Here is a 19,407-nt window from a genome sequence, read left to right on the forward strand (position 1 = left end):
CCGAGTCCTGGCTGGGCTCGCAAGCGCACTCTTCACTTGATCGAGCAACACAACTCGGCCACTACTACGGGTCACTCGGGGGCTTCGTTCCGATCCCGGAGGCTAAAGCGTCACAGGGTCGTCGGTCAACCCGTCCCAGCACCACAGGCGCCCTCCCTTGGTTCGGAGCACAGTCCTGTGCCCCCTAAGGAGGTCGCGGGTTGACGGGCGGCGCGTAGGCGCGACGCTAGAGGGTCAGATCGAAGCACTCACTGAAAGTTTCGCGGCCACCTACACCGATAGGTCTGCACGCGGGTCGCACGGTCGGCCATCGAGCGGCGCTTGCGCCCGCCGCTGGCTGGGCGCACGGCCGCTCTGGGGTGCGGGTGGATTGGCGATTCACTCCAAAGGGAGTACTGCTGTGCACCCGCTGCAGCGACAAGGCCGCGTCTAGGAGTACCGCGCCGCCAGCTCGAGCACGCTCGCCTCGAACGCATTCAGCGCCACCTCGACATCGTCAGCCCGGACGTCCTCGTCGCGGTGGTGGGAGATGCCGTCCTTGCAGCGGATGAAGAGCATCGCGTAATCACAAAGATCCGCGATGGCCATGGCGTCGTGTCCCGCCTTGGACAGCAGGCGCATCGGCTCGCTGTCGCCCGTCGAGCGAATCCCCGCCTCCACGGCGGAAGCCAACGAGGGTGCCACGTGGGTCGCGCGCGCGGCGTGCAGCTCGGACACCTCGAAGGCGAGGTTCCGGGCAGCGGCGGCCTTGAGCCCGGCCTCCTCGATCTCGCGCCACACGTCATCGCGAAGAGCATCCGTCTCCGCCCGCAGGTCCAGCGAGAACTCGACCCGCCCCGGGATCACATTCATGGCGCCGGGGAAGGCCCGCAGCCTGCCCACCGTGCCGATCGCTCCGGCATCCCGCGCGAGCGTCTCGACGGCGGACACCACCTCGGAGGCGCCCAACAGAGCATCGCGCCGGCGCCCATACGGCATGCCGCCTGCGTGCCCGGCCTCGCCCACCATCTCGAACTCGAAGCGTCGCGCGCCCATGATGCCTTCGACCACGCCCAACGGCTTGCCCGCGTCCTGCAGCAGCGGGCCCTGCTCGATGTGGGCCTCGAGGTACCCGATGATGGGCTGCCCCACCAGCGAGGCCTCCCCCACGGCATCCGGGTCCAGCCCGAACGCCCTGTAGGCATCCCGCAGGGTCACGCCGTGCGCGTCTCGCAGGGTCCACCACGAGTCCTGCCACGTCCCGGCCACCGCGCAGGATCCCAGCAGCGTGCGGCCAAAGCGCGTGCCCTCCTCGTCCGCGAAGCCGATCACCTCGAGACCGAAGGGCAGCGACACGCCGCGCTCGCGCAAGCGCCCCGCGACCGCGATCGCCATGAGCGTGCCCAGGATGCCGTCGTACCTACCCGCTCCCGGCACTGTGTCCAGGTGAGAGCCCAGCAGCAGCACCGGCGCATCGGCCGTCGGTCCTGCCAAGGTGCCCCGCTGGTTGCCGGCGGCGTCCTGCCAGGCCTCCAGGCCCGCATCGGCCATCCACTCGCCTACCGTCCAGTTGGTGCGAGCGTGCTCAGGGGTCAGGTACGAGCGCTCGATGCCGTCGTTGGACGCCGTGTGCGTCGCCAGCACGTTGCAGCGCGCGAGCACCTCGGCGGCGTCGAAAGCGCTCACACCGCCGTCCCGTAGAGGTCGTACGCGGCATCCACCCCGGCGCCTGCGGCGGCGCGGTGCCCGGCCCGGCGCAGCACGGCCTCGAGCGCCGCGAGAGTCTGCAGCACCGCATCCGTCCTCGCGTTGTATCCCATGGTGCCGATGCGCCACACCTTGCCGTGGAGGGGACCAAAGCTGGTGCCGATCTCGATCCCGAAGTCCTCCAGCATCGCGGCGCGCACCTCATCGCCGTTCACGCCATCGGGGATGTGCACGCCCACCACGTTGGTCATCCGATACGCGAGCGCACCGAAGGGCTCCAGGCCCAGGGCCGTGGTGCCGGCGAGCATCGCGCGGCCGTGGAGGTCGTGACGAGCCCACGACTGCGCAAGCCCCTCCTGCAGCAGGATGCGCGCACACTCCCGGGAGCCGTAGAGCATCGTGGTGGCCTCGGTGTGATGGTTGAGGCGCCGCTCGGACCAGTAGTCGAAGATCTGCGCCATGTCCAGATAGTTGCTGCGGATGGGATGCGCGGAGACGGGGTCGCCCTCCGCGCGGATGCCCTCCTCGATGGACTTGCGGCTCTCGATCACCTCGACGGCGCGCGGGGAGAACGTCACCGGCGCGGAGCCGGACGGTCCGCCCAGGCACTTCTGCAGGCCGGACGTCGCGACGTCGATGCCCCATTCGTCCGTGCGGAACTCGTTGCCGCCCAGCGTCGCCGTGCAGTCGACGTACAGCAGCGCGCCGTGGCGCTCGCACAGCTCCCCCAGGCCCTCCAGGGGCTGAGCCACCGTGGTCGACGTGTCGCCGTGCACCACCGCGAGCACCTTGGGCTGCACATCCACCAGGGCCGCCTCGAGCGCCTCCTCCGTGAAGACCTGTCCCCATTCGGTCTCGATGGTGTGCACGTCCGCACCGGCCCGGCGGCAGATCTCCGCCAGCAGGTGGCCGAACCGGCCGAAGATGGGCACCAGCACCCTGTCCCCCGGCTCGAGCAGCGACACCAGCGCAGCCTCGATGCCGGCGCGCGAGGTGCCGTCGACGAGCAGGGTCTGCTGGTTGTCGGTGATGTAGACCTGGCGGTACAGCCCCATGACCTCATTCATGGTGTCCGTCATCCACGGGTCGTACTGGCCCACCAGCTGGGCGGACATGGCGCGCAGCACGCGCGGATCCGCGGTGATGGGCCCAGGTCCCATCAGGAGCCGCGGCGGCGGGTTGATCGATGCGGGGATGCTCACCGTCCCATCATGCCGCGCGCCGGTTACCTGCGCGTTTCGTGAGCCCTACTGCAGGGCCTCGACCCATGCCAGCGCTGTCTCGATCAGCGCCACGTCGCTGCCGCGCGGCCCCACGAGGCTGAGGCCCACGGGGCCGTCATCCAGCTCCAGCAGCGGCACGGACAGCGCGGGCCGTCCCGTGATGCCCGCCACCGCCGTGAGCCCCAGCGTCGCCTCCCGCACCGCCTGCAGGCGGTCGGCCGATGCGTCGGTCGCCGGAGCGGTCGAGCTCGCCGCCGGGAGCAGCAGGATGGTGTCGCCCAATGCCTCGTCGATGGCCTCGCGCGCAGCGGCCTTCGCCGCGAGCGCGGCGCGCTCCTGCTCCTCGGTGACCGCGGCCGCCCATGCGAAGCGCTCGGAGATGTCCTGCGCGAGAGCTCCGGGATGCGCATCGATCCAGGCCTGCCAGGAGCGGGCGGCCTCTGCGGACTGCGTGTACCGGAAGATCTCGAACAGATCCCGGGGCAGCGGCACCGCGACGGGCTCGAGTGCGTCGAACACGTCGCGATCGGACAGCGCGTCGATCACGGCGCCCAGACCGTGGCGCACGCCCTCGTCCGCCGCGTCGAACAGGCCCACGTTGACGGCGGCGACCCGGCCATCGACGCCTCGCTGGCCCGCGCCAGCCAGGCTGGCGCGGGCTGCCGCGAGGAGCACGTGACCGTCTCGCGCGAGCCAGCCAGCGGTGTCGTAGGCAGGCGCGAGGGGCAGCGCTCCAGCGAGCGAGACCGCGCCGTGAGTGGGACGGATGCCCCAAAGCCCCTGGTAGGAGGCCGGGACCCGAATGGAGCCGGCAGTATCCGTGCCCAGCCCCAGGTCCGCCTGGCCGCTCGCGACGGCGCTGGCCGGCCCGGACGAGGACCCGCCGGGAAGTCCGCCGGGAGCGGCGACGTTGGGCGGGGTCCCGTACGCGCCGTTGCGCCCGGCGATCGAGTAGGCGAACTGGTCGGTCTGCGCGATGCCGACGACGGTCGCGCCGGCGTCGAGCAGCGACGCGACGGCCGCCGCGGGCGCCGCCTCGACGGTCGCTTCCGCCAGGTACGCGGGCACCCCGGCGCCGATGCGCTGGCCGGGCACCGCGAACACGTCCTTCACCGCGAGACACACCCCGGTGAGCGGGCCCTCGGCGGCACCCTCGACCAGCGGCGAGCCCACCACGCGCCAGATGCGCGAGTCCATCGCGGGTGGCGGGGCGCTCACGTGCGCGGCCTGGATCACCCAGCCGCCCGGCGTCGCGTCCTCGGATCCGCTGCGCTCCCACAGCTGGGTGACCAGGCCGCGCCCGCCGCGGTCGGGGCGGTTGACGGAGGTGACGTAGGCATGCGTCTCGGTGATGGGCCGCACCTGGATCTCGGTGACCGTGCGGGCGGGCGCTCCCCCGCGTCCCGACCTGAACCGGTCGATGCGGTCGCGGCCCACGAGCAGCCCCGTCGCGTCCCCGCGCATGGCATCCGGCCCCTGGGCGAAGAAGGCACCCAAGCGCTCGACGTCGTCGTCCATCAGCGCCGCCTCGTACGCCCAGATCGCGTCGAACAACTGCGGCGGAGGCTCAACGCCCTCGGGCAGACCGACGATGCCCTGCAGGTCTCGAGCCGTGTCGCGCTCGGGGTGGTCGGGCGTGGTCATTCGGGCACCGCCTCGAAGTCGGATGTGCGGATCATCGCGTGGACGCCTTGGACCAGGTCCACCACCTGGGAGATGCGGAAGTCCGTCGCAGCGCTCAGGTACGCGTAGGCCAGATGCGCGTCCATGCCGTAGCGCGCGCTGAGGATCGCCACGGCCTGGCGCACGCACGCACGCATCGCCTCGTCCAGGTCCGCATCCATGCCGGTGGGAATCAGGTGGTCGGCCGTCTCGCCGAGCGGACCTGCGATCTCCCCGAAGGCCCGCAGCGCCTCGCGCTCAGGCACGATCTCGAGGCGCACGGTGGCGCGCAGGGAGGCCTCGAGCGCCGTGAGCGCGACCTCGCCGTCACCCTGAGCGAAGTGCGGGTCGCCGGCATAGAACAGCGCGTCCGGCACCTGGACCGGCAGATACAGTCGCGTGCCCGCGACCAGCTCCTTGACGTCGATGTTGCCACCATGCGGTCCGGGTGGGACCGAGTGGGCGCGACCCTGGGTCGCCGTCGCGACGCCCATGATCCCCAGGAACGGCGCGAGCGGGAATCCCACCGCATCGGGGCCGCCGTCGCGCGCGGGCAGCCATCCGCGCCACGCGCCCTGGGCATCGCGGCCGATGCGCGAGAACACGCTGACGTTGTCCGGACCAGCGGGCATCTCACCCGGGAGGGCGCCGCGGCCATGCCGGTTGGAGATCACTCCGTACGGCACGCGGGGAGTGAGGTCCACGATGTCGACCACCAGCAGGTCTCCGGGGCGCGCGCCGCGCACGGCGATGGGACCGGTCACCACGTGTGGGCCGTCCTCGTCGGCATGGCGCGCACCGCTCGACGCCACCTCGGACGCCTCCTCGAGCACCGCATCGGCCGCCACCCCGTGCGCCGCGAAGAACGCGAGCGGGTCGCTGCCCTGGTCCGGCAGCAGGCCCTCGTGCGAGAGCGTGTCGACCACCACGGTCGCCCCGGGCTCGACCGTGAGGACGGGCGCATTGGCCTGGCAGGGCAGGCGTCCCCACGTGAAGGTGCCATCTTCGACGGGCAGGTAGACCGCGTCCGCGGGCACGCCCTCGCCGCGGCGCAGCACTCCTTCGAAGTCCCCCACCGATCGCCTCCCGTGCCTGGTGCGTGCCCTAGTCTTGTTCGAGACTACCCGGGAGGAACACATGGGCGACCGCCTGCGACGCGACGTCGCCAAGACCCACGTGGGCCTCATGCTCGCGCTGACGTTCTCGACCGGCGTCATCGATGCCGTGGGCTACCTGGGACTGGACCGCGTGTTCACCGGCAACATGACGGGCAACGTGGTCATCCTCGGCATGGGCCTCACCGGCGTCGACGGACTGCCGGTGCTGGGCCCCGTGATCGCGCTCATCGCCTTCATGGTGGGTGCGGCCGTGGGCGGGCGCACGCTGCGCAGCTTCGACGCCGGCTGGTCGCACAAGACCACGGCGCTGTTCTCCTTCGTCGCGATCGTGCTGACGCTCGCTGCCGTGGTCGCCTTCTTCGAGCACGAGCCGCCGCATCCCCTCGCGCTGTCCATCACCGCCGCGCTCGGTGCCGCGATGGGCCTGCAGGCGGCGGTGGCGCGGCACATCGCTGTCAAGGACGTCACCACCGTGGTGGTGACGTCGACCATCACCGGCCTGGCGGCGGACTCCGCGGCCGGCGGTGAGGGCCTCAACTTCTGGAAGCGTCGCATGGGCGCGATCCTGCTCATCGGTGCCGGCGCGTGTGCAGGCGCGCTGCTGCTGCAGGTCCACATCAGCGCGGGCATGCTGCTGAGCGCGCTCATCACCGTCGTGGTCGTGATCCTGGGTCACCGCTCGCGCCCCGTGCCGGGCGAGCTGTCCGGCGCGACCGGCCTCTGACCCCCGCCCTCTCGCCGCACCTCACCACACGGCCGTGACTGATGCGGCACGCGTGACGCGTGTGCATGCCCTGCCGTCCCCTGCGCCCCGCGTGTCACGCCCGTGTGTTGCAGGGCCGCCCGCGGCGCCCCACAAGACTTGCGCGGACCCCGCTCAACTCTTAACATGAGTCTCATCGGCTCAACTTTGAGTCCGACGCCGCCGCACCGGCGGTGACACGACACTTTCAGGAGGTTCACCATGGCACGGGAGGTCACTCGTCACACGATCCCGGCGACGGCTTCGTCGCTGTGGCAGGACGACTTCAACCAGATGGTCCGCCAGTTCTTCGGCGACTCCGAGGCGTCGCTCGCGGGCGCGTTCAGCCCCGCCCTTGACGTCGAGGAGAACGAGGACGGCTTCACGCTCCACGTGGAGCTGCCGGGCATCGCGCCCGAGCAGGTCGACGTGTCGATCGAGGACAGCGTCCTGACCATCGCCGGTCAGCGTGAGTTCTACGCGGACGCGAACGCGGAGGGCTTCAAGCGCATCGAGCGTCGGTTCGGGCGCTTCCACCGCGCGGTGCGACTGCCGGACCGCGTGAACGCGGACGGCATCGAGGCCACCTACAAGGACGGCCTGCTCACCATCGCGGTGCCCAAGGCCGAGGAGGCCAAGCCGCGACGCATCCAGATCTCGGCGTCGTAGGGCTCCGAGACACACACACGGGCCGGGCCCGCCATCGCGGCGGTCCCGGCCCCGTGCGTGTGCGCCCCACCTGAGCCGTCCGAGCGCCGCGACCTCATCCGGTGGACGTCCATCGGCGATCGCGACGCCACCTCACCGCCACGACAGGATCGAGGCCGGCCCGACGCAATCATGCCCAAAGGTTGCCATCCGGTTATCTAACCGCTAGGTTATCTTTCGTGATCGACGATGAGCTGAGCGTGACCTTCGCAGCGCTGGCGGACCCCACCAGGCGGGCGATCCTGCAGCGTCTCGCGGACGGACCGGCCACGGTCAAAGAGCTCGCCGCGCCGTTCACGATGTCGGGACCTGCCATCTCCAAGCACCTCCGAGTGCTCCAGGACGCTGGCCTCATCACCATGACCCAGGACGGCCAGACTCGGCCGCGCGCGCTCGAGCCCGCGGCACTCGGACGCGTCGCCGACTGGACCACCACCATGCAGCGCACGTGGGAGACCCGGCACGACCGCCTCGCCACCTACCTCGCGGAACTCCAAGAGAAGGACACACCATGACCAGCACCACCGTCGAGCCCATCGGCGACACGCAACTGCGCATCCAGCGCGCCTTCGACGCACCCGTCGATCTGGTGTTCGCCGCACACACCGAGCCCGAGCACCTCGTGAACTGGATGACGGGGCCCGGCGACATGGCTCTTGTCGAGGCGCACATGGACGTTCGCGCCGGCGGCCGCTTCACGTGGCGCTACGCGAGCCCGTCCGGGGACGAGATCACCATGCAGGGGGTCTTCCTCGAGGTCGAGCCGCCGCACCGCATGGTGCAGCGAGACGACTGGGGGCAGGATCTCCCCTCGCCCGAGATCGAGACCACGTTCGAGGAGATCGACGGCCAGACCGTCGCGACCATCACCTACACGCTCCCCGACCAGGCGACTCGAGACCACATCATCGAGGACGGCGGCATGGTCGAAGGCTTCAGCGCGAGCCACGACCGGCTCGATGCCCTCCTCACCGCCTCATAGGCCCCGAGGGGAATGGCACGCCCCCGGCCCACGTTCCCGCCCTTGTGAAAGCGATCACCTACTCCACCTTCGGCAGCGCGGACGTCCTCCAGCTGACCGACCTTCCCGAGCCGCACATCGGCCCGGATTCCATGGTGGTGGAGGTGCGCGCCGTCGGACTCAACCCCGTGGACTACAAGATCCGCGAGGGCTACCTCGAGGGCCTCATCGACATCAACCTGCCCGCCGTCCCCGGCTGGGACGTCTCAGGCGTGGTGGTGAAGCCCGGCCTCGACACGCCTGAGTTCAAGGAGGGCGACGAGGTGTTCGCCTACGCCCGCAAGGACATCGTCGCCGGCGGCACCCTCGCCGAGCGGGTCGCGGTGCCGGCCCGCACCGCCGCCCACAAGCCCCGCACCGTGAGCCACGAGCTCGCAGCCGCCGTGCCGCTGGCCGGCCTGACCGCGCTACAGATGCTGCGCCGCGCGGGCGTGGGCGAGGGCTCGCGGGTGCTCATCCACGGCGCGTCCGGCGGCGTGGGCAGCTTTGGCGTGCAGATCGCGAAGGCATGGGGCGCTCACGTGGTGGGCACCGCGTCCGCGCGCAACCACACGTACGTGTGCGACCTGGGCGCCGAGCACATCGAGTACGGCGACGGCCTGATCGAGCGCGCCGCAGAGATGATGCCCCACGGCTACGACGCCATCGTGGACTTCGCCGGCGGGGAGTCGCTGGAAGGCAATGAGGCGCTGCTCGCACCCGAGGGCGTCGTGGCCTCGATCGCCGATGCACGCGCCGCGACCGACTTCGATGGCATCTACGGCTGGGTCCGGCCGGATAGCGCGGACCTCACCGAGCTCGCTCGCATGATCGATGCTGGCGACCTGCGCATCGAGGTGGCCCGCACCTACCCGCTTGCCGAGGCCGCGGACGCGTATCGCGAGCTCGAGGGCGGGCACGTGCGCGGGAAGATCGTGGTCACGGTCTCCTGACTGCGTTCGAGCGGTCCCCTGCTCAGACGTCGCGCTTGGCGATGGTCGCCTGACCGAGCACCCGCGTGCCGTCATAGACCACCAGCGACTGGCCGGCGGCGACGCCGCGCATGGACTCGTCGAGCTCGACAGTGAGGCGGTCTCCCTCGCGCACCACTGAGCCAGCCGCAGGGTGCCCGTGCGCGCGGACCTGCGCCTCGCATCGGACGGGCGTCGAGGCGTCGACGTCGGGGGCGAGCCACACGCCCTCCTCCCCGACGAGCGTGGACACGGACAGCAGCGTCTCCGGCCCCACCGTCACCACGTTGCGCTGCGTATCCACGTCGGTGACGTAGCGCGGGGCGCCGTCGGCGGCGGGGCGGCCAATGCCCAGCCCGCGCCGCTGGCCCACGGTGTACGCGTAGGCACCGTCGTGGCTGCCCACCGTCGCGCCCGACTCGTCCACGATCTCGCCGGGCCTCTCCCCCAGCGACCGCTGCAGGAATCCCTTGGTGTCGCCGTCCGCGACGAAGCAGATGTCGTAGCTGTCCGGCTTGTTCGACACCCCCAGGCCGCGCGCGGCCGCCTCGGCCCGCACATCGGCCTTCGAGGCCGCCGTGCCCAGCGGGAACATCGAGCGCGCCAGCTTCTCCGCACCCATCACGGCCAGCACATAGCTCTGATCCTTGAGGGGATCTGCCGCACGGTGCAGCTCACGGACGCCGTCCTCGCGGATCTCGATGCGCGCGTAGTGCCCCGTCGCCACGGCGTCGAAGCCCAGCGCCTGCGCGCGCTCCAGGAGCGTGTCGAACTTGATGTGCTCGTTGCAGCGCACGCAAGGGTTGGGCGTGCGGCCCGCGGCGTACTCGGACAGGAAGTCCTTCACGACGGTGTCGTGAAACTCGTCGGAGAGGTCCCACACGTAGTACGGGATCCCCAGCTTGTCGGCGGCCCGGCGCGCATCGTTGCTGTCCTCGATCGAGCAGCAGCCGCGGGACCCCGAGCGGAACTCGTCGCGGTTGCGGCTGAGTGCCATGTGGACGCCCACCACGTCGTGGCCCGCCTCGAGGGCGCGCGCGGCGGCGACGGCGGAGTCGACTCCGCCGGACAGGGCTGCCAGGACGCGCATAGGGGTCTCTCTGATGGGGTGCCGGGACCCATCCATGGTACGCGGCCTACGAGCGGACGATGCGAGGGCTGGAGCCGTGGCCGGGTGCCGCGCGCGGAGGCTCAGGCCAGCAGGCGCGCGCGCAGGGCGGCGAGCGTCGCTGCGTCTCCGCCATGGGCCAGGTACCACCCCTCCACGCCGCCGTCATGCTCATCCCAGGCATCGAGCACGGCCTCGATCGCGTGCGCGGGCGCGTCGAGCACCTCCTTGGGCACGGAGGCCAGCGGTGTGTCGCCGATGGACGCGGGAGCCCCGGACAGCATGCGCGTCAGCACACCCGGCATGTGCGCCGCCGTGGCCGTGTAGTCCGCGACCACGCGGGCGCGCGTGACGCCCAGCAGGCGCAGGATGAGCGCCGCGGACACTCCGGTGCGGTCCTTGCCCGCTGAGCAGTGGAAGAGCACGGGGGCGTCGTCCTGCGCCACCTCCTCGACCACGCGCACCACGCCCGGGGCCGTGTCGGGCCCGATCATCAGCCTGTAGAGCTCGTCCAGCGAACCGAGGGTGCTGCGCGCCGCCTCGCCCGTGAGGTCCGCGGCGGCCAGGATGTCGACGTCGACCACGCGCGCGTGAACGGCGAGCGGGTGCTGCGCTGCCTTCTCACCTGGTGCCCGCAGGTCCACGACCGTCGCAGGCGGCCAGACGTCGAGGCCCTCGGGAGGGCCGTCGCCCGCGACCGGCGCATCGGAGCGGTAGGCGATGCCTGCGACGAGGCCGGGCGCCGCGTCAGCGAGATCGCGGACGTTCGCCAGGGCGTGCCGGGGTCTGCTCATGATGCGATGCTTCCAGAACACCCGACCCCATCCGAAGGCATTCCGCAGGCGCGTCACGCGTCACCCGATTCGTGTGACGCCGGAGTCGAGGACCTCGAGAATCCCACCGGGCTCGTCCAGCGCCTCGACCGTGCGCTGAGCGGCGGTGTCGACGTGCAGAGCCCGGCCGCCCTTCGGTGCGGAGCGCGCCCAGGTTCCCTCCCCCCAGAACTGGCCGTAGCGCAGCACCAGTCCTCGGGCGCCCTGCACGGCGCGCTCGAGGTGGTCCACGGGGCGCTGCGCGATGGCCGGCACCGGGAAGGCGATCGACTGCGCGATCACCCGAGCGTCGGTGGCGGCGGCCGCCGCCACGAGGTTGTCCGTCCCCACGGTCCGCACGCGGCCCAGCGCACGCACCTTGAGCGGCATCGCCAGGGCGCGGTCGGGCAGGTCCGTCACCTGGTGCATCACGATGTCGGGCGCCGCGGCGACCGCGGCAGCGCGCACGGCGGCCGCATCGAGGATGTCGACCACCACGCCGGTGGCGCCTGCCGCCTCGAGCTGCGCGACCTTGGACGGCGTGCGCGTGAGACCCACGACGCCATGACCCGCCGCGACGAGCAGAGGCACCAGGCGCTCGCCGATGACTCCGGTGGCACCCGCGAGGAGGATGCGCACGCCGCTACCCGAACACCTGTGAGTCGAAAGTGCCGGCGACCCTGCGGGCTCGCTCGACGGCCTCCGGCAGCACCGCCACCAGCGCGTCGATGTCGTCCTGGGTGGTGGTGTGGCCCAGCGAGAATCGCATGGTCGACGCCGCGTCGCGCTCGGAGCGGCCCATCGCGATCAATACGTGGCTGGCCTGCGCCACGCCCGCCGAGCACGCCGATCCGTTCGAGGCCTCGACTCCGTGGCTGTCGAGCACGAACATCATCGCCTCCGCCGCGCAGCCCGGGAAGATGAAGTGGACGTTGCCGGGCAGTCGTGCAGGGCCGGGCTCCGGCCCGGACAGTCGCGCATCGGGAATGGTGTGGCGGATGCGGTCGATGAGCTGGCGCTGCAGCGCGCCCAGGCGCTCGGCCTCGGCGTCGAGCGTCTCCACCGCCTCCTGCGCGGCCACGGAGGCCGCGTGGAAGCCCGCGGCGTTGAGCGTGCCGGAGCGGATCTTGCGCTCCTGGCCGCCGCCGTGGGTGAGCGGAGTGATCGCGAGGTCACGGCGAGCGACCAGCGCGCCCACGCCCACGGGACCGCCGAACTTGTGCGCGCTGACCGCCATGGTGGCCAGCCCCGAGGCGCGGAAGTCCACGGGAACGTGGCCCACGGCCTGCACCGCGTCGGCGTGCACCGGGATGTTGTGCTCGGTGGCGATGTTGACGATCTCGCGCAGGGGCTGGATCGCGCCCACCTCGTTGTTGGCCCACATGACCGAGATCAGAGCGATCTGGTCGAAGTGCGCGGCGACCTCCTCGCGCAGGGCCGCGAGCGACACCAGCCCCTCGGCATCCACGGGAAGCACCACCGCCTGGGCGCCGTGCTCGGCCTCGAGCCAGTGGGCCGGGTCCAGCCCGGCGTGATGCTCGATTGCCGTGGTCACCACCCTGGTGCGTCGAGCATCGGCCGTATGACGGGCCCAGAACAGGCCCTTGAGGGCCAGGTTGTCCGCCTCGGTGCCGCCCGACGTCCAGATCAGCTCGGTGGGGTGAGCGCCCAGCGCCGCCGCCATCCGCTCGCGAGCGTCCTCGACGACGGAGCGCGCGAGGCGGCCAGACGTGTGCAGCGCGGACGGGTTCCCCACTCGCGCGAGCTCCTCGACGTACGCCTCGCGTGCGCTCGCGAGCATGGGGGTGGTCGCGGCGTGATCGAGGTAGTGGCGGGTCATGCCGGACAGTCTAGGCACCACCCCAGGCCCCCGCCCCCTCTCCCAGAATTTGGCACCATTTTCATCTCTCAAGGGCGTTCACGAGGAAGAAGACTCCACCGGTACAGCCTGGGCACGGCCGATGCGCTCGTCGCCAGAGCGTGCTGGCACCCGGTTGCGGTGTGGAGACCCGCGCATCGGCCCGTCACGCCGGGGTGGAGGATCCTTCCTCATTTCCGGGCTTGGGCAATGAAAATGGTGCCAAATTCTGGGAGGGAGGGAGGTCGCATCTACAGTGGCGGGATGGCCGACATCCCTGGCTCCGACCGCCTCCACGCGCTCGCCGTCCTCGCACTCGACCACGCGGTCGCGTCCATGGCCGGTGGCGCTCTGACGCCCTTCGCGGTCGAAGAGGACGGCGCCGGCAAGCGCACGCTGACCCCGTTCCCGAACCCGAACGGCGACGAGGGCGTGGTCCACGCCCGGGGTCACGTCCATGGCTCGAGCGCCGCGCGGGTCGCGGTGTGCTTCGCGGGCCCCATCGCTCTCGAGGAGGGCCGCTTCGACGCCGTCTGGGCGATGGTCCAGGAGCCGGGGCTCGAGGCGTCGGTCGCCTTCTACCAGCGCTACGAGACGGCCGATGCGACAGCACAGCCCGTAGGCAACCCCGGATACGCGGGCGAGGCCGACCCACTCCTGTAGGCCGGCCTCGCCGCGCGTCTCACCGCCTCAGCGCGCTAGTCGACGGTGCAGGCACCGCCGTTGAGCGTGAACTCCTCGACCGGCAGGGCGCCATCCGCCGTCGATCCCAGGAAGCCGAAGGTCAGTCGCTTGCCCGGCTTGATGGTCGCGTTCCACGGCATGTTCTCGACCGTGACGGACGCGCCGTCCTGCTGGTGCTGGCCGCTCCACAGCTGGGTGATCTGCTCGTCGCCCGCGAACTCCCACGCGAGCTCCCAGCCCTCGATGGGCTCGTCGGAGGTGTTCGTGATCCACACCTGCGTGATGAAGCCGCGCGGCCACTGGCCGTGGATGGTGTAGTCGATCTCGCAGATCGGCTGCGGCGTGTAGAGGTCCAGGCCCACGAGCACGGGGTCGTGGTCCGAGGTCCGGTACATGTCCGGCGCGTACAGGGACTCGATCTGCGCGGGCGACTTGAAGTCGACGTTGTAGTCGAGCACCGAGGGCTCGTCCGCGTTGATGTGGAAGTGGGCGCTTCCCGTCACCTGCTCGGCGAGAGTCGCGGACGCGAACACGTAGTCCAGCGATCCCCACTGCCCATCGAACACGTAGGAGTAGTCACCGCCGCCGAGCTCCACGTAGCCCGCGTCGCGCAGCACGTCGATGGGGTCCTCCTGACCGTACGAGTTGAGGTCGCCGATGATCATCACGTCGTCGTCCTGCGTACCCGTCGGGTAGGTGTCGAGCCAGTCGACCATCGCCTCCGCCGCGAGGGTGCGGGTCTCGTTCCAGCACGAGGCCCCATCGCCCTGATCGGCGTCCGCACCCGTGGCGTCGTCACAACTGCCCTTGGACTTCCAGTGGTTGGTGACGACGGTGAAGGTCTCGCCGGTGCCGATCTCGCCGAAGGTCTGCGCGACCGATGGACGGTTACGGCCATCGTCGAAGCGCGGGTCCACCGTGGAGTCGAGCACCGCGAAGTCGCCGATCTCCTCGACGGCGGTGGTGTCGTAGAGCATGCCGACACGGATCACGTCGGTGCCGACGACGCCGGTGTCGACGTAGGACCAGGTCCCGGCTCCGACCTCGGCGTTGAGCTGCTCGGCGAGGTACGCGAGAGGCTCCACACCCGGTGTGTTCTCCATCTCCATGATGCCGATCACGTCCGCGTCGAGCTCGAGCAGCGCGGCCACGAGCTTGTCCGTCTGGCGCGTGAGCTCGATGTCCTCCGGATAGAGGTCGTCGTAGAACGGCGTGTTCGCGCCGCGGCACTCCTGCTCGAAGCCCACGGGGCCGCACTCGACACCGGTGCCGTCGATGGACAGGAAGTAGTTGAGCACGTTGAAGCTCGCGACCGTGAGATCGCCCCCCACCTCGGGAGCCGACGTCGGACGCGGGTTCTCGCTCACGAACTCGGGCGCATCAGCCTCGGGCGATGCTGGCCGCACGCGCCACGCGTTCCCGGACGCCGAGTTGCCCGCCCACGTGTACGTCATCACGCCTTCGAGGCCGGTGACCGAGTCGCCGCCGCGCAGGGTGTTGCTCGCGCTCAGCGGCTCGCCGCCCCCGCCCAGGATGATGGGGTCCGGGTTCTGGTTGTTGAGCGCGTCGTCGACCTTGATGCGGTTGAGATCGTTGCTCGCCTGCAACGCGTTCGCCTCCGCCCCGGGCTCGACCACGGCGGTGGGCTGGTCCAGGCGCTCGCCGCTGGAGACCGTGACCTCGCCGAAGCGTCCCAGGAGGTAGAGCTCGGTGACGTATAGCTGCTGGTCGAACGTGACCGCCATGCCCTCGAAACGCTCCGCGAACCCGGCGTCCGGGAAGGGCAGCGCGACGTCCGCAGGCGAGGCGGTGAGCTCCCCCTCGAGAGCGGTGATGTCGTCCGGGAAGCCGATCTGAGTCTGGCCGTTGAACTCGGACACCTCGCCGGTCACGGAGACGGCGTCCCCCAGCGCCACGGTGTCCTCGCTGCCGTGGAACACGAAGATGCCATCAGAGGTGGCGGGGTCACCGTCGGTGGCGCCGTCCGGCGACTGCAGGTAGAAGCCGCGCAGGGCCGGGCTCGCGCCCTCATAGTCGCCCACGACCACGCCCTCGACCGTCACGGTCTGACCCGCGTACGGCGAGACGTCCGTGGTTCCCTGGACCTCGCCGATGGTGATCGCGCCTGGCGACACGGAGAAGGTCGAGACGACGTCCGCCTCCATGGAGTCCGGCGGGTCGTCAGCGTCCACGTCGGTCACGGCCGATGCGGTCACGGTGACGGTGCAGTCCTCGCCCAGGGCCAGGCTTGCGGGAGGAGTGAGCGTGTACGTCGTGGGACCACCGGCGACGGCGGCAGCCACGCTGCCCGTCTCGGTGCACTCGAGCGTGATCGCACCGGCCGCCAGGTCGACGGGCTCAGAGAAGGTCACCTCGACGGCGGCCTCGGCGCTCACGCCGAGCGCGCCATCCGCGGGCGAGATCGACGCGACGCTCGGCGCTGCGTCCCCGACGGGACCGCCATCGCAGGTCGCGGTGTGCGAGCCGAGCTCGGTGAACGTGTTGGTGGGCAGCACGTCCCACTCGAGGGACGCGTCGAAGCTGTCGCTGGGGTCGGTGTCACCTGCGCAGATCTCCGCCTTGCGCACCAGCGTGTCGTCCGCGCCGCCTCCGGGCCACTCGCTTCCGGGGTCCACGCCCACCTGGCCGAACGAGTCGACCACCGCTCCGGCGTTGGTGAGCACCAGCGCATCGTCCCCGTTGAACAGGCCCGCACCGGTGGTGAGGTCCGCCTCCGCAGTGATGGCGGCGTCTGCGCTGCCGTGCGCGACCACGAACACGTCGCCTGCGGCGAGGGTGCCGTCGAGGTCGAGGTTCACGGAGGCTGAGGTGTTGCCGTTGGAGTACTGGGTCAGCACATAGGGCGCGAGGTCCACGTCCGCGCCGGTGCCGTTGTAGATCTCGACGGCCTTGTTGAAGCTCGAGCCCTCGATGTACTCCGAGATGAAGAGCTCCGCCGGGGTCTCGGCCGTGGCGGGAAGCGCCGATGCGGCGGTCACCCCCATGGCGAGCAGCACGGCGGAGGCGGTGACGCGACGACGCATGAAATCTCCCTGATTGTCCGGTATGCCCCACGGTAGAGAGGGAAGTCTGAGAGCGCACCCCGAACAGGAAAACTCTGGGTGAAACCTGCGTGTCAGTCGTGTTGCCTGGGCGCAGGTAGCGTGAGAGGAGCACCCGAGGAGGACTCATGGCGACCTTTTTTGTCACTGGCTGCTCGACGGGGATCGGGCGCGCGACCGCGGAGGCTGCGGCAGCCGCCGGCCACACCGTGGTCGCCACCGCGCGCCGCCCCGAGACACTCGACGCCCTGGTCGCCGCGCATCCCGACACGGTGACCGCGCTCGCGCTCGACGTCACGGATCAGGACGCGATCGCACGGACCGTCGCCCATGCGGAACGCCTCACCGGCGGTGTCGACGTCCTGGTCAACAACGCTGGCATCGGGTACTTCGCGACCATCGAGGAGTCCGACCCCGCCCAGGCCCGCGCGCTGATGGACGCGAACTTCTGGGGAGCCGCGCATGTGACCACTGCGTTCCTGCCTCACCTGCGAGAGCGTCGCGCCGGCCATGTCATCACCATCTCCTCGATCGCGGGCGTGCGCGGCTCCGTCGGGATGGGCTACTACTGCGCGTCGAAGTTCGCGATCTCTGGATTCATGGAGTCGCTGTGCAAGGAAGTCGCACACCTGGGGATCAAGGTGAGCATCGTCGAGCCCGGACCGGTGCGGTCCGAGTGGATCCCGTCCGGCGCGAAGGTCGAGGATGGCCTCGAGGACTACGCCGAGATCATGGAGCCGTACTGGGAGCGCATCCACGCGCTGCCGGGCAATCAGCCCGGCGATCCTCACGCCTTGGCTCGGGTGCTGCTCCAGCTCAGCGAGATGGACGAGCCTCCCACGCACCTGCTCGCCGGCCGGCACGCCATCACTCAGGGCCGTGGCAAGGCCGAGGGACTCAGCGCGGAGATCGAGCAGTGGGAGGAGCTGGGGCTGTCGATCGACACCCGCGGCTAGCGTCGCGCGGTCAACCCGCGCGGTGAGCCGCGATGCGCTCGATCGCCTGAGGGATCACGTCGAACAGCGATCCCACGACACCGAAGTCGCTGATCTCGAAGATGGGCGCGTCCGGGTCCATGTTGATCGCCACGATGGTGCCGGAGGCCTGCATGCCACCGCGGTGATGAACCGCGCCGGAGATGCCGCACGCAACATACAGTGCCGGAGTCACCGTGGTGCCGGTCTGGCCCACCATGTGCTCGTGGCTGATCCAGCCCTCGTCAGTCGCGTCGCGCGAGGCGCCCACGGCGCCGCCCAACAGCTCGGCGAAGTCCTGGATGAGGCTGTAGTCGCCGCCGGTGCCGCGGCCGCCGGAGACGACCACGGGTGCCTCGTCGAGAGCCACTCCATCGGCCTGCGGGATGGGCTCGACGGACACGACCGTCTCACGCGTCTCGGGCAGCTCGACGGCGATGTCCACGACGTTGGGCTCGACCGGCGACGCGGCCGGGCTCGCCTGCGTGGTGTTGGGTCGCACGCCCACGATCGCGCGCTCCGCATCGATGCGGGTGCGCACGTTCCAGGTGGCCGCGAACACGGTCTGAGTGGTCTCGACCTTGCCTTCCACCAGCTCGGCGCCGGCGGCGTCCACGACCACGCCTGCGCCCGTCAGGACCGCGAGGCGCGTCACGATCTCCTTGTTCGCGAACGTCGAGATCACCACCACCACGGTGGCGTCCTCGGTGGCTGCGGCCACCGCGGCGGCCGCCTTGGCGGGAAGGCGCGCATCGGCTCCCACCGCGGCGACCCTCACCTCGGTGGCGCCGTACTCGCCCAGCTGGGCCACCGCATCGGCCGTGGGGGCGTCGCCCAACCACACCGCGACGGGCTCGCCCAGGGTGCGGGCCAGGGTCAGTGCCTCGAGCGACGGGCGGGAGACGTGTCCCTCGCGGTGCTCGATCAGGACGGCGACGCTCATGCGAGTCCCTTCTCGATGAGGAAGTCCGCGAGCGCGTTGCCGCCCTCCCCCGTGTCGGTGATCTTGACGCGGTTCTCGCGCGGAGGGCGCTCCGACGCGTCGACGACCGTGGTGCGGGCGGCCCCGGCACCCACGGCGGATGCGTCGACCCCCAGGTCTGCCAGGCTCCACGTCGCGACCTCGGCCTTGCGCGCGGCCATGATGAGCTTGAAGTTGGGATAGCGCGGCTTGTTGGCCTCGTCCGTCACGGACACGACGGCCGGCAGCGGCGCGGAGACGGTCTCGCGTGCGTCCGGCAGGTGGCGCACGATGGTCGCCTCGCCGTCCGCGACGGTCAGGCCCGATGCGAGCGTGAGCTGCGACCAGTCGAGCTCGGCCGCGAGCGCCGTGGGCAGCATCGAGGTGAGGCCGTCGAGCGCAGCCATGCCGGTGATGACCAGGTCCAGCGGGGCCTCGTCGTGCACCTTGCGCACGGCCGCGGCGATCACCTTCGCGGTGCCGAACACGTCGGAGCCGGCGATGGCGGCATCGCTCACATGGATCGCGTGGTGGGCACCCAGCTGGAGGGCCTTGCGAACCGCGGCGACCGCGTCGGGGCCACCCACGGTGAGGGCGTAGACCTCTCCCTCGCCGGCGGCCTCGACCAGTTGCAGCGCCGCCTCGACGGCGTTCTCGTCGAGCTCGTTCATGGAGCCATCCTCCGCGGTGCGGGTGACGGTGCCTTCGGTGAACGAGCGGTTCGACTGGAGGTCAGGCGTGTGCTTGACGGTGACCAGGATGCGCATGGGGCCAGCCTACCGGGGGAACGCTCGTGATCGACCGCGCGTTGAGCCTCAGCCGCCATCGCCGACGAACG

General features: G+C 70.8%; 18 protein-coding genes. 7 read left to right on the forward strand and 11 right to left on the reverse strand.

Annotation, left to right across the window (positions count from 1 at the left end; all coding sequences use genetic code 11):
* Positions 1-429: 429 nt before the first annotated feature.
* The 4 genes from Dac01nite_RS10130 to Dac01nite_RS10145 are packed head-to-tail and all read right to left on the reverse strand — an operon-like array spanning position 430 to position 5,647.
* Positions 430-1,665: an allantoate amidohydrolase gene (locus Dac01nite_RS10130; RefSeq protein WP_203656566.1), complete on the reverse strand. Its 1,236-nt coding sequence runs from the start codon at positions 1,663-1,665 to the stop codon at positions 430-432.
* On the reverse strand, positions 1,662-2,888 hold the full coding sequence (locus Dac01nite_RS10135) for a pyridoxal-phosphate-dependent aminotransferase family protein (RefSeq protein ID WP_308438291.1): 1,227 nt from the start codon (positions 2,886-2,888) through the stop codon (positions 1,662-1,664). The genes Dac01nite_RS10130 and Dac01nite_RS10135 overlap by 4 nt, the downstream gene beginning before the upstream one ends.
* A gap of 45 nt (positions 2,889-2,933) precedes the next feature.
* Positions 2,934-4,553 (reverse strand): AtzH-like domain-containing protein, encoded by a 1,620-nt coding sequence (locus Dac01nite_RS10140; RefSeq protein ID WP_203656568.1) that lies wholly within the window; start codon positions 4,551-4,553, stop codon positions 2,934-2,936.
* A complete protein-coding gene (locus Dac01nite_RS10145) occupies positions 4,550-5,647 on the reverse strand; it encodes an acetamidase/formamidase family protein (RefSeq protein WP_239066613.1) in 1,098 nt (365 codons plus the stop codon). Before Dac01nite_RS10145 ends, Dac01nite_RS10140 begins: the two co-directional genes overlap by 4 nt.
* 61 nt (positions 5,648-5,708) lie before the next feature.
* On the opposite strand from Dac01nite_RS10145, the gene Dac01nite_RS10150 reads away from it, so the two are divergent.
* The 5 genes from Dac01nite_RS10150 to Dac01nite_RS10170 all read left to right on the forward strand — a co-directional run bounded on the left by Dac01nite_RS10150 (position 5,709) and on the right by Dac01nite_RS10170 (position 9,092).
* A complete protein-coding gene (locus tag Dac01nite_RS10150) occupies positions 5,709-6,413 on the forward strand; it encodes a YoaK family protein (RefSeq protein WP_203656573.1) in 705 nt (234 codons plus the stop codon).
* Positions 6,414-6,653: 240 nt separating this feature from the next.
* Complete coding sequence (locus Dac01nite_RS10155; protein ID WP_203656574.1) at positions 6,654-7,100, forward strand: Hsp20/alpha crystallin family protein; 447 nt, start codon at positions 6,654-6,656, stop codon at positions 7,098-7,100.
* A 218-nt stretch (positions 7,101-7,318) separates the two neighbouring features.
* Positions 7,319-7,654, forward strand: coding sequence for an ArsR/SmtB family transcription factor (locus Dac01nite_RS10160; protein WP_308438292.1), 336 nt, complete (start codon positions 7,319-7,321; stop codon positions 7,652-7,654).
* The gene (locus tag Dac01nite_RS10165) at positions 7,651-8,121 is read left to right on the forward strand and encodes an SRPBCC domain-containing protein (protein ID WP_203656583.1); all 471 of its coding nucleotides are present in this window, start codon (positions 7,651-7,653) and stop codon (positions 8,119-8,121) included. Before Dac01nite_RS10160 ends, Dac01nite_RS10165 begins: the two co-directional genes overlap by 4 nt.
* Before the next feature lie 44 nt (positions 8,122-8,165).
* Positions 8,166-9,092 (forward strand): NADP-dependent oxidoreductase, encoded by a 927-nt coding sequence (locus tag Dac01nite_RS10170; protein WP_203656585.1) that lies wholly within the window; start codon positions 8,166-8,168, stop codon positions 9,090-9,092.
* A 22-nt stretch (positions 9,093-9,114) separates the two neighbouring features.
* Here Dac01nite_RS10170 and mnmA read toward each other — a convergent pair whose 3' ends face one another.
* The 4 genes from mnmA to Dac01nite_RS10190 all read right to left on the reverse strand — a co-directional run bounded on the left by mnmA (position 9,115) and on the right by Dac01nite_RS10190 (position 12,870).
* Positions 9,115-10,200: a tRNA 2-thiouridine(34) synthase MnmA gene (gene mnmA, locus Dac01nite_RS10175; protein WP_203656587.1), complete on the reverse strand. Its 1,086-nt coding sequence runs from the start codon at positions 10,198-10,200 to the stop codon at positions 9,115-9,117.
* Between the two features lie 101 nt (positions 10,201-10,301).
* The gene (locus tag Dac01nite_RS10180) at positions 10,302-11,012 is read right to left on the reverse strand and encodes a tyrosine-protein phosphatase (RefSeq protein WP_203656589.1); all 711 of its coding nucleotides are present in this window, start codon (positions 11,010-11,012) and stop codon (positions 10,302-10,304) included.
* A 60-nt stretch (positions 11,013-11,072) separates the two neighbouring features.
* Positions 11,073-11,669 carry an NAD-dependent epimerase/dehydratase family protein gene (locus tag Dac01nite_RS10185; protein WP_203656591.1) on the reverse strand — a complete coding sequence of 199 codons (597 nt, stop codon included), beginning with the start codon at positions 11,667-11,669 and terminating at the stop codon, positions 11,073-11,075.
* 4 nt (positions 11,670-11,673) lie between these two features.
* On the reverse strand, positions 11,674-12,870 hold the full coding sequence (locus tag Dac01nite_RS10190; RefSeq protein ID WP_203656593.1) for a cysteine desulfurase family protein: 1,197 nt from the start codon (positions 12,868-12,870) through the stop codon (positions 11,674-11,676).
* A 282-nt stretch (positions 12,871-13,152) separates the two neighbouring features.
* Between Dac01nite_RS10190 and Dac01nite_RS10195 the strand changes: the two genes are divergently transcribed.
* Positions 13,153-13,551 carry a hypothetical protein gene (locus Dac01nite_RS10195; RefSeq protein ID WP_203656595.1) on the forward strand — a complete coding sequence of 133 codons (399 nt, stop codon included), beginning with the start codon at positions 13,153-13,155 and terminating at the stop codon, positions 13,549-13,551.
* 35 nt (positions 13,552-13,586) lie between these two features.
* On the opposite strand, the gene Dac01nite_RS10200 is transcribed toward Dac01nite_RS10195, so the two are convergent.
* Entirely contained in the window at positions 13,587-16,616 is a 3,030-nt protein-coding gene (locus tag Dac01nite_RS10200; protein ID WP_203656597.1) for an ExeM/NucH family extracellular endonuclease, read from the reverse strand.
* A 146-nt stretch (positions 16,617-16,762) separates the two neighbouring features.
* Here Dac01nite_RS10200 and Dac01nite_RS10205 point away from each other — a divergent pair, with 146 nt between their 5' ends.
* Positions 16,763-17,590, forward strand: coding sequence for an oxidoreductase (locus Dac01nite_RS10205; RefSeq protein ID WP_203656599.1), 828 nt, complete (start codon positions 16,763-16,765; stop codon positions 17,588-17,590).
* 10 nt (positions 17,591-17,600) lie between these two features.
* Here Dac01nite_RS10205 and Dac01nite_RS10210 read toward each other — a convergent pair whose 3' ends face one another.
* The gene (locus Dac01nite_RS10210) at positions 17,601-18,551 is read right to left on the reverse strand and encodes an electron transfer flavoprotein subunit alpha/FixB family protein (protein ID WP_203656601.1); all 951 of its coding nucleotides are present in this window, start codon (positions 18,549-18,551) and stop codon (positions 17,601-17,603) included.
* Entirely contained in the window at positions 18,548-19,336 is a 789-nt protein-coding gene (locus Dac01nite_RS10215; RefSeq protein WP_203656603.1) for an electron transfer flavoprotein subunit beta/FixA family protein, read from the reverse strand. The genes Dac01nite_RS10210 and Dac01nite_RS10215 overlap by 4 nt, the downstream gene beginning before the upstream one ends.
* Positions 19,337-19,407: the final 71 nt, after the last annotated feature.

This window comes from Demequina activiva, assembly GCF_016862815.1.
Lineage (GTDB): Bacteria > Actinomycetota > Actinomycetes > Actinomycetales > Demequinaceae > Demequina > Demequina activiva.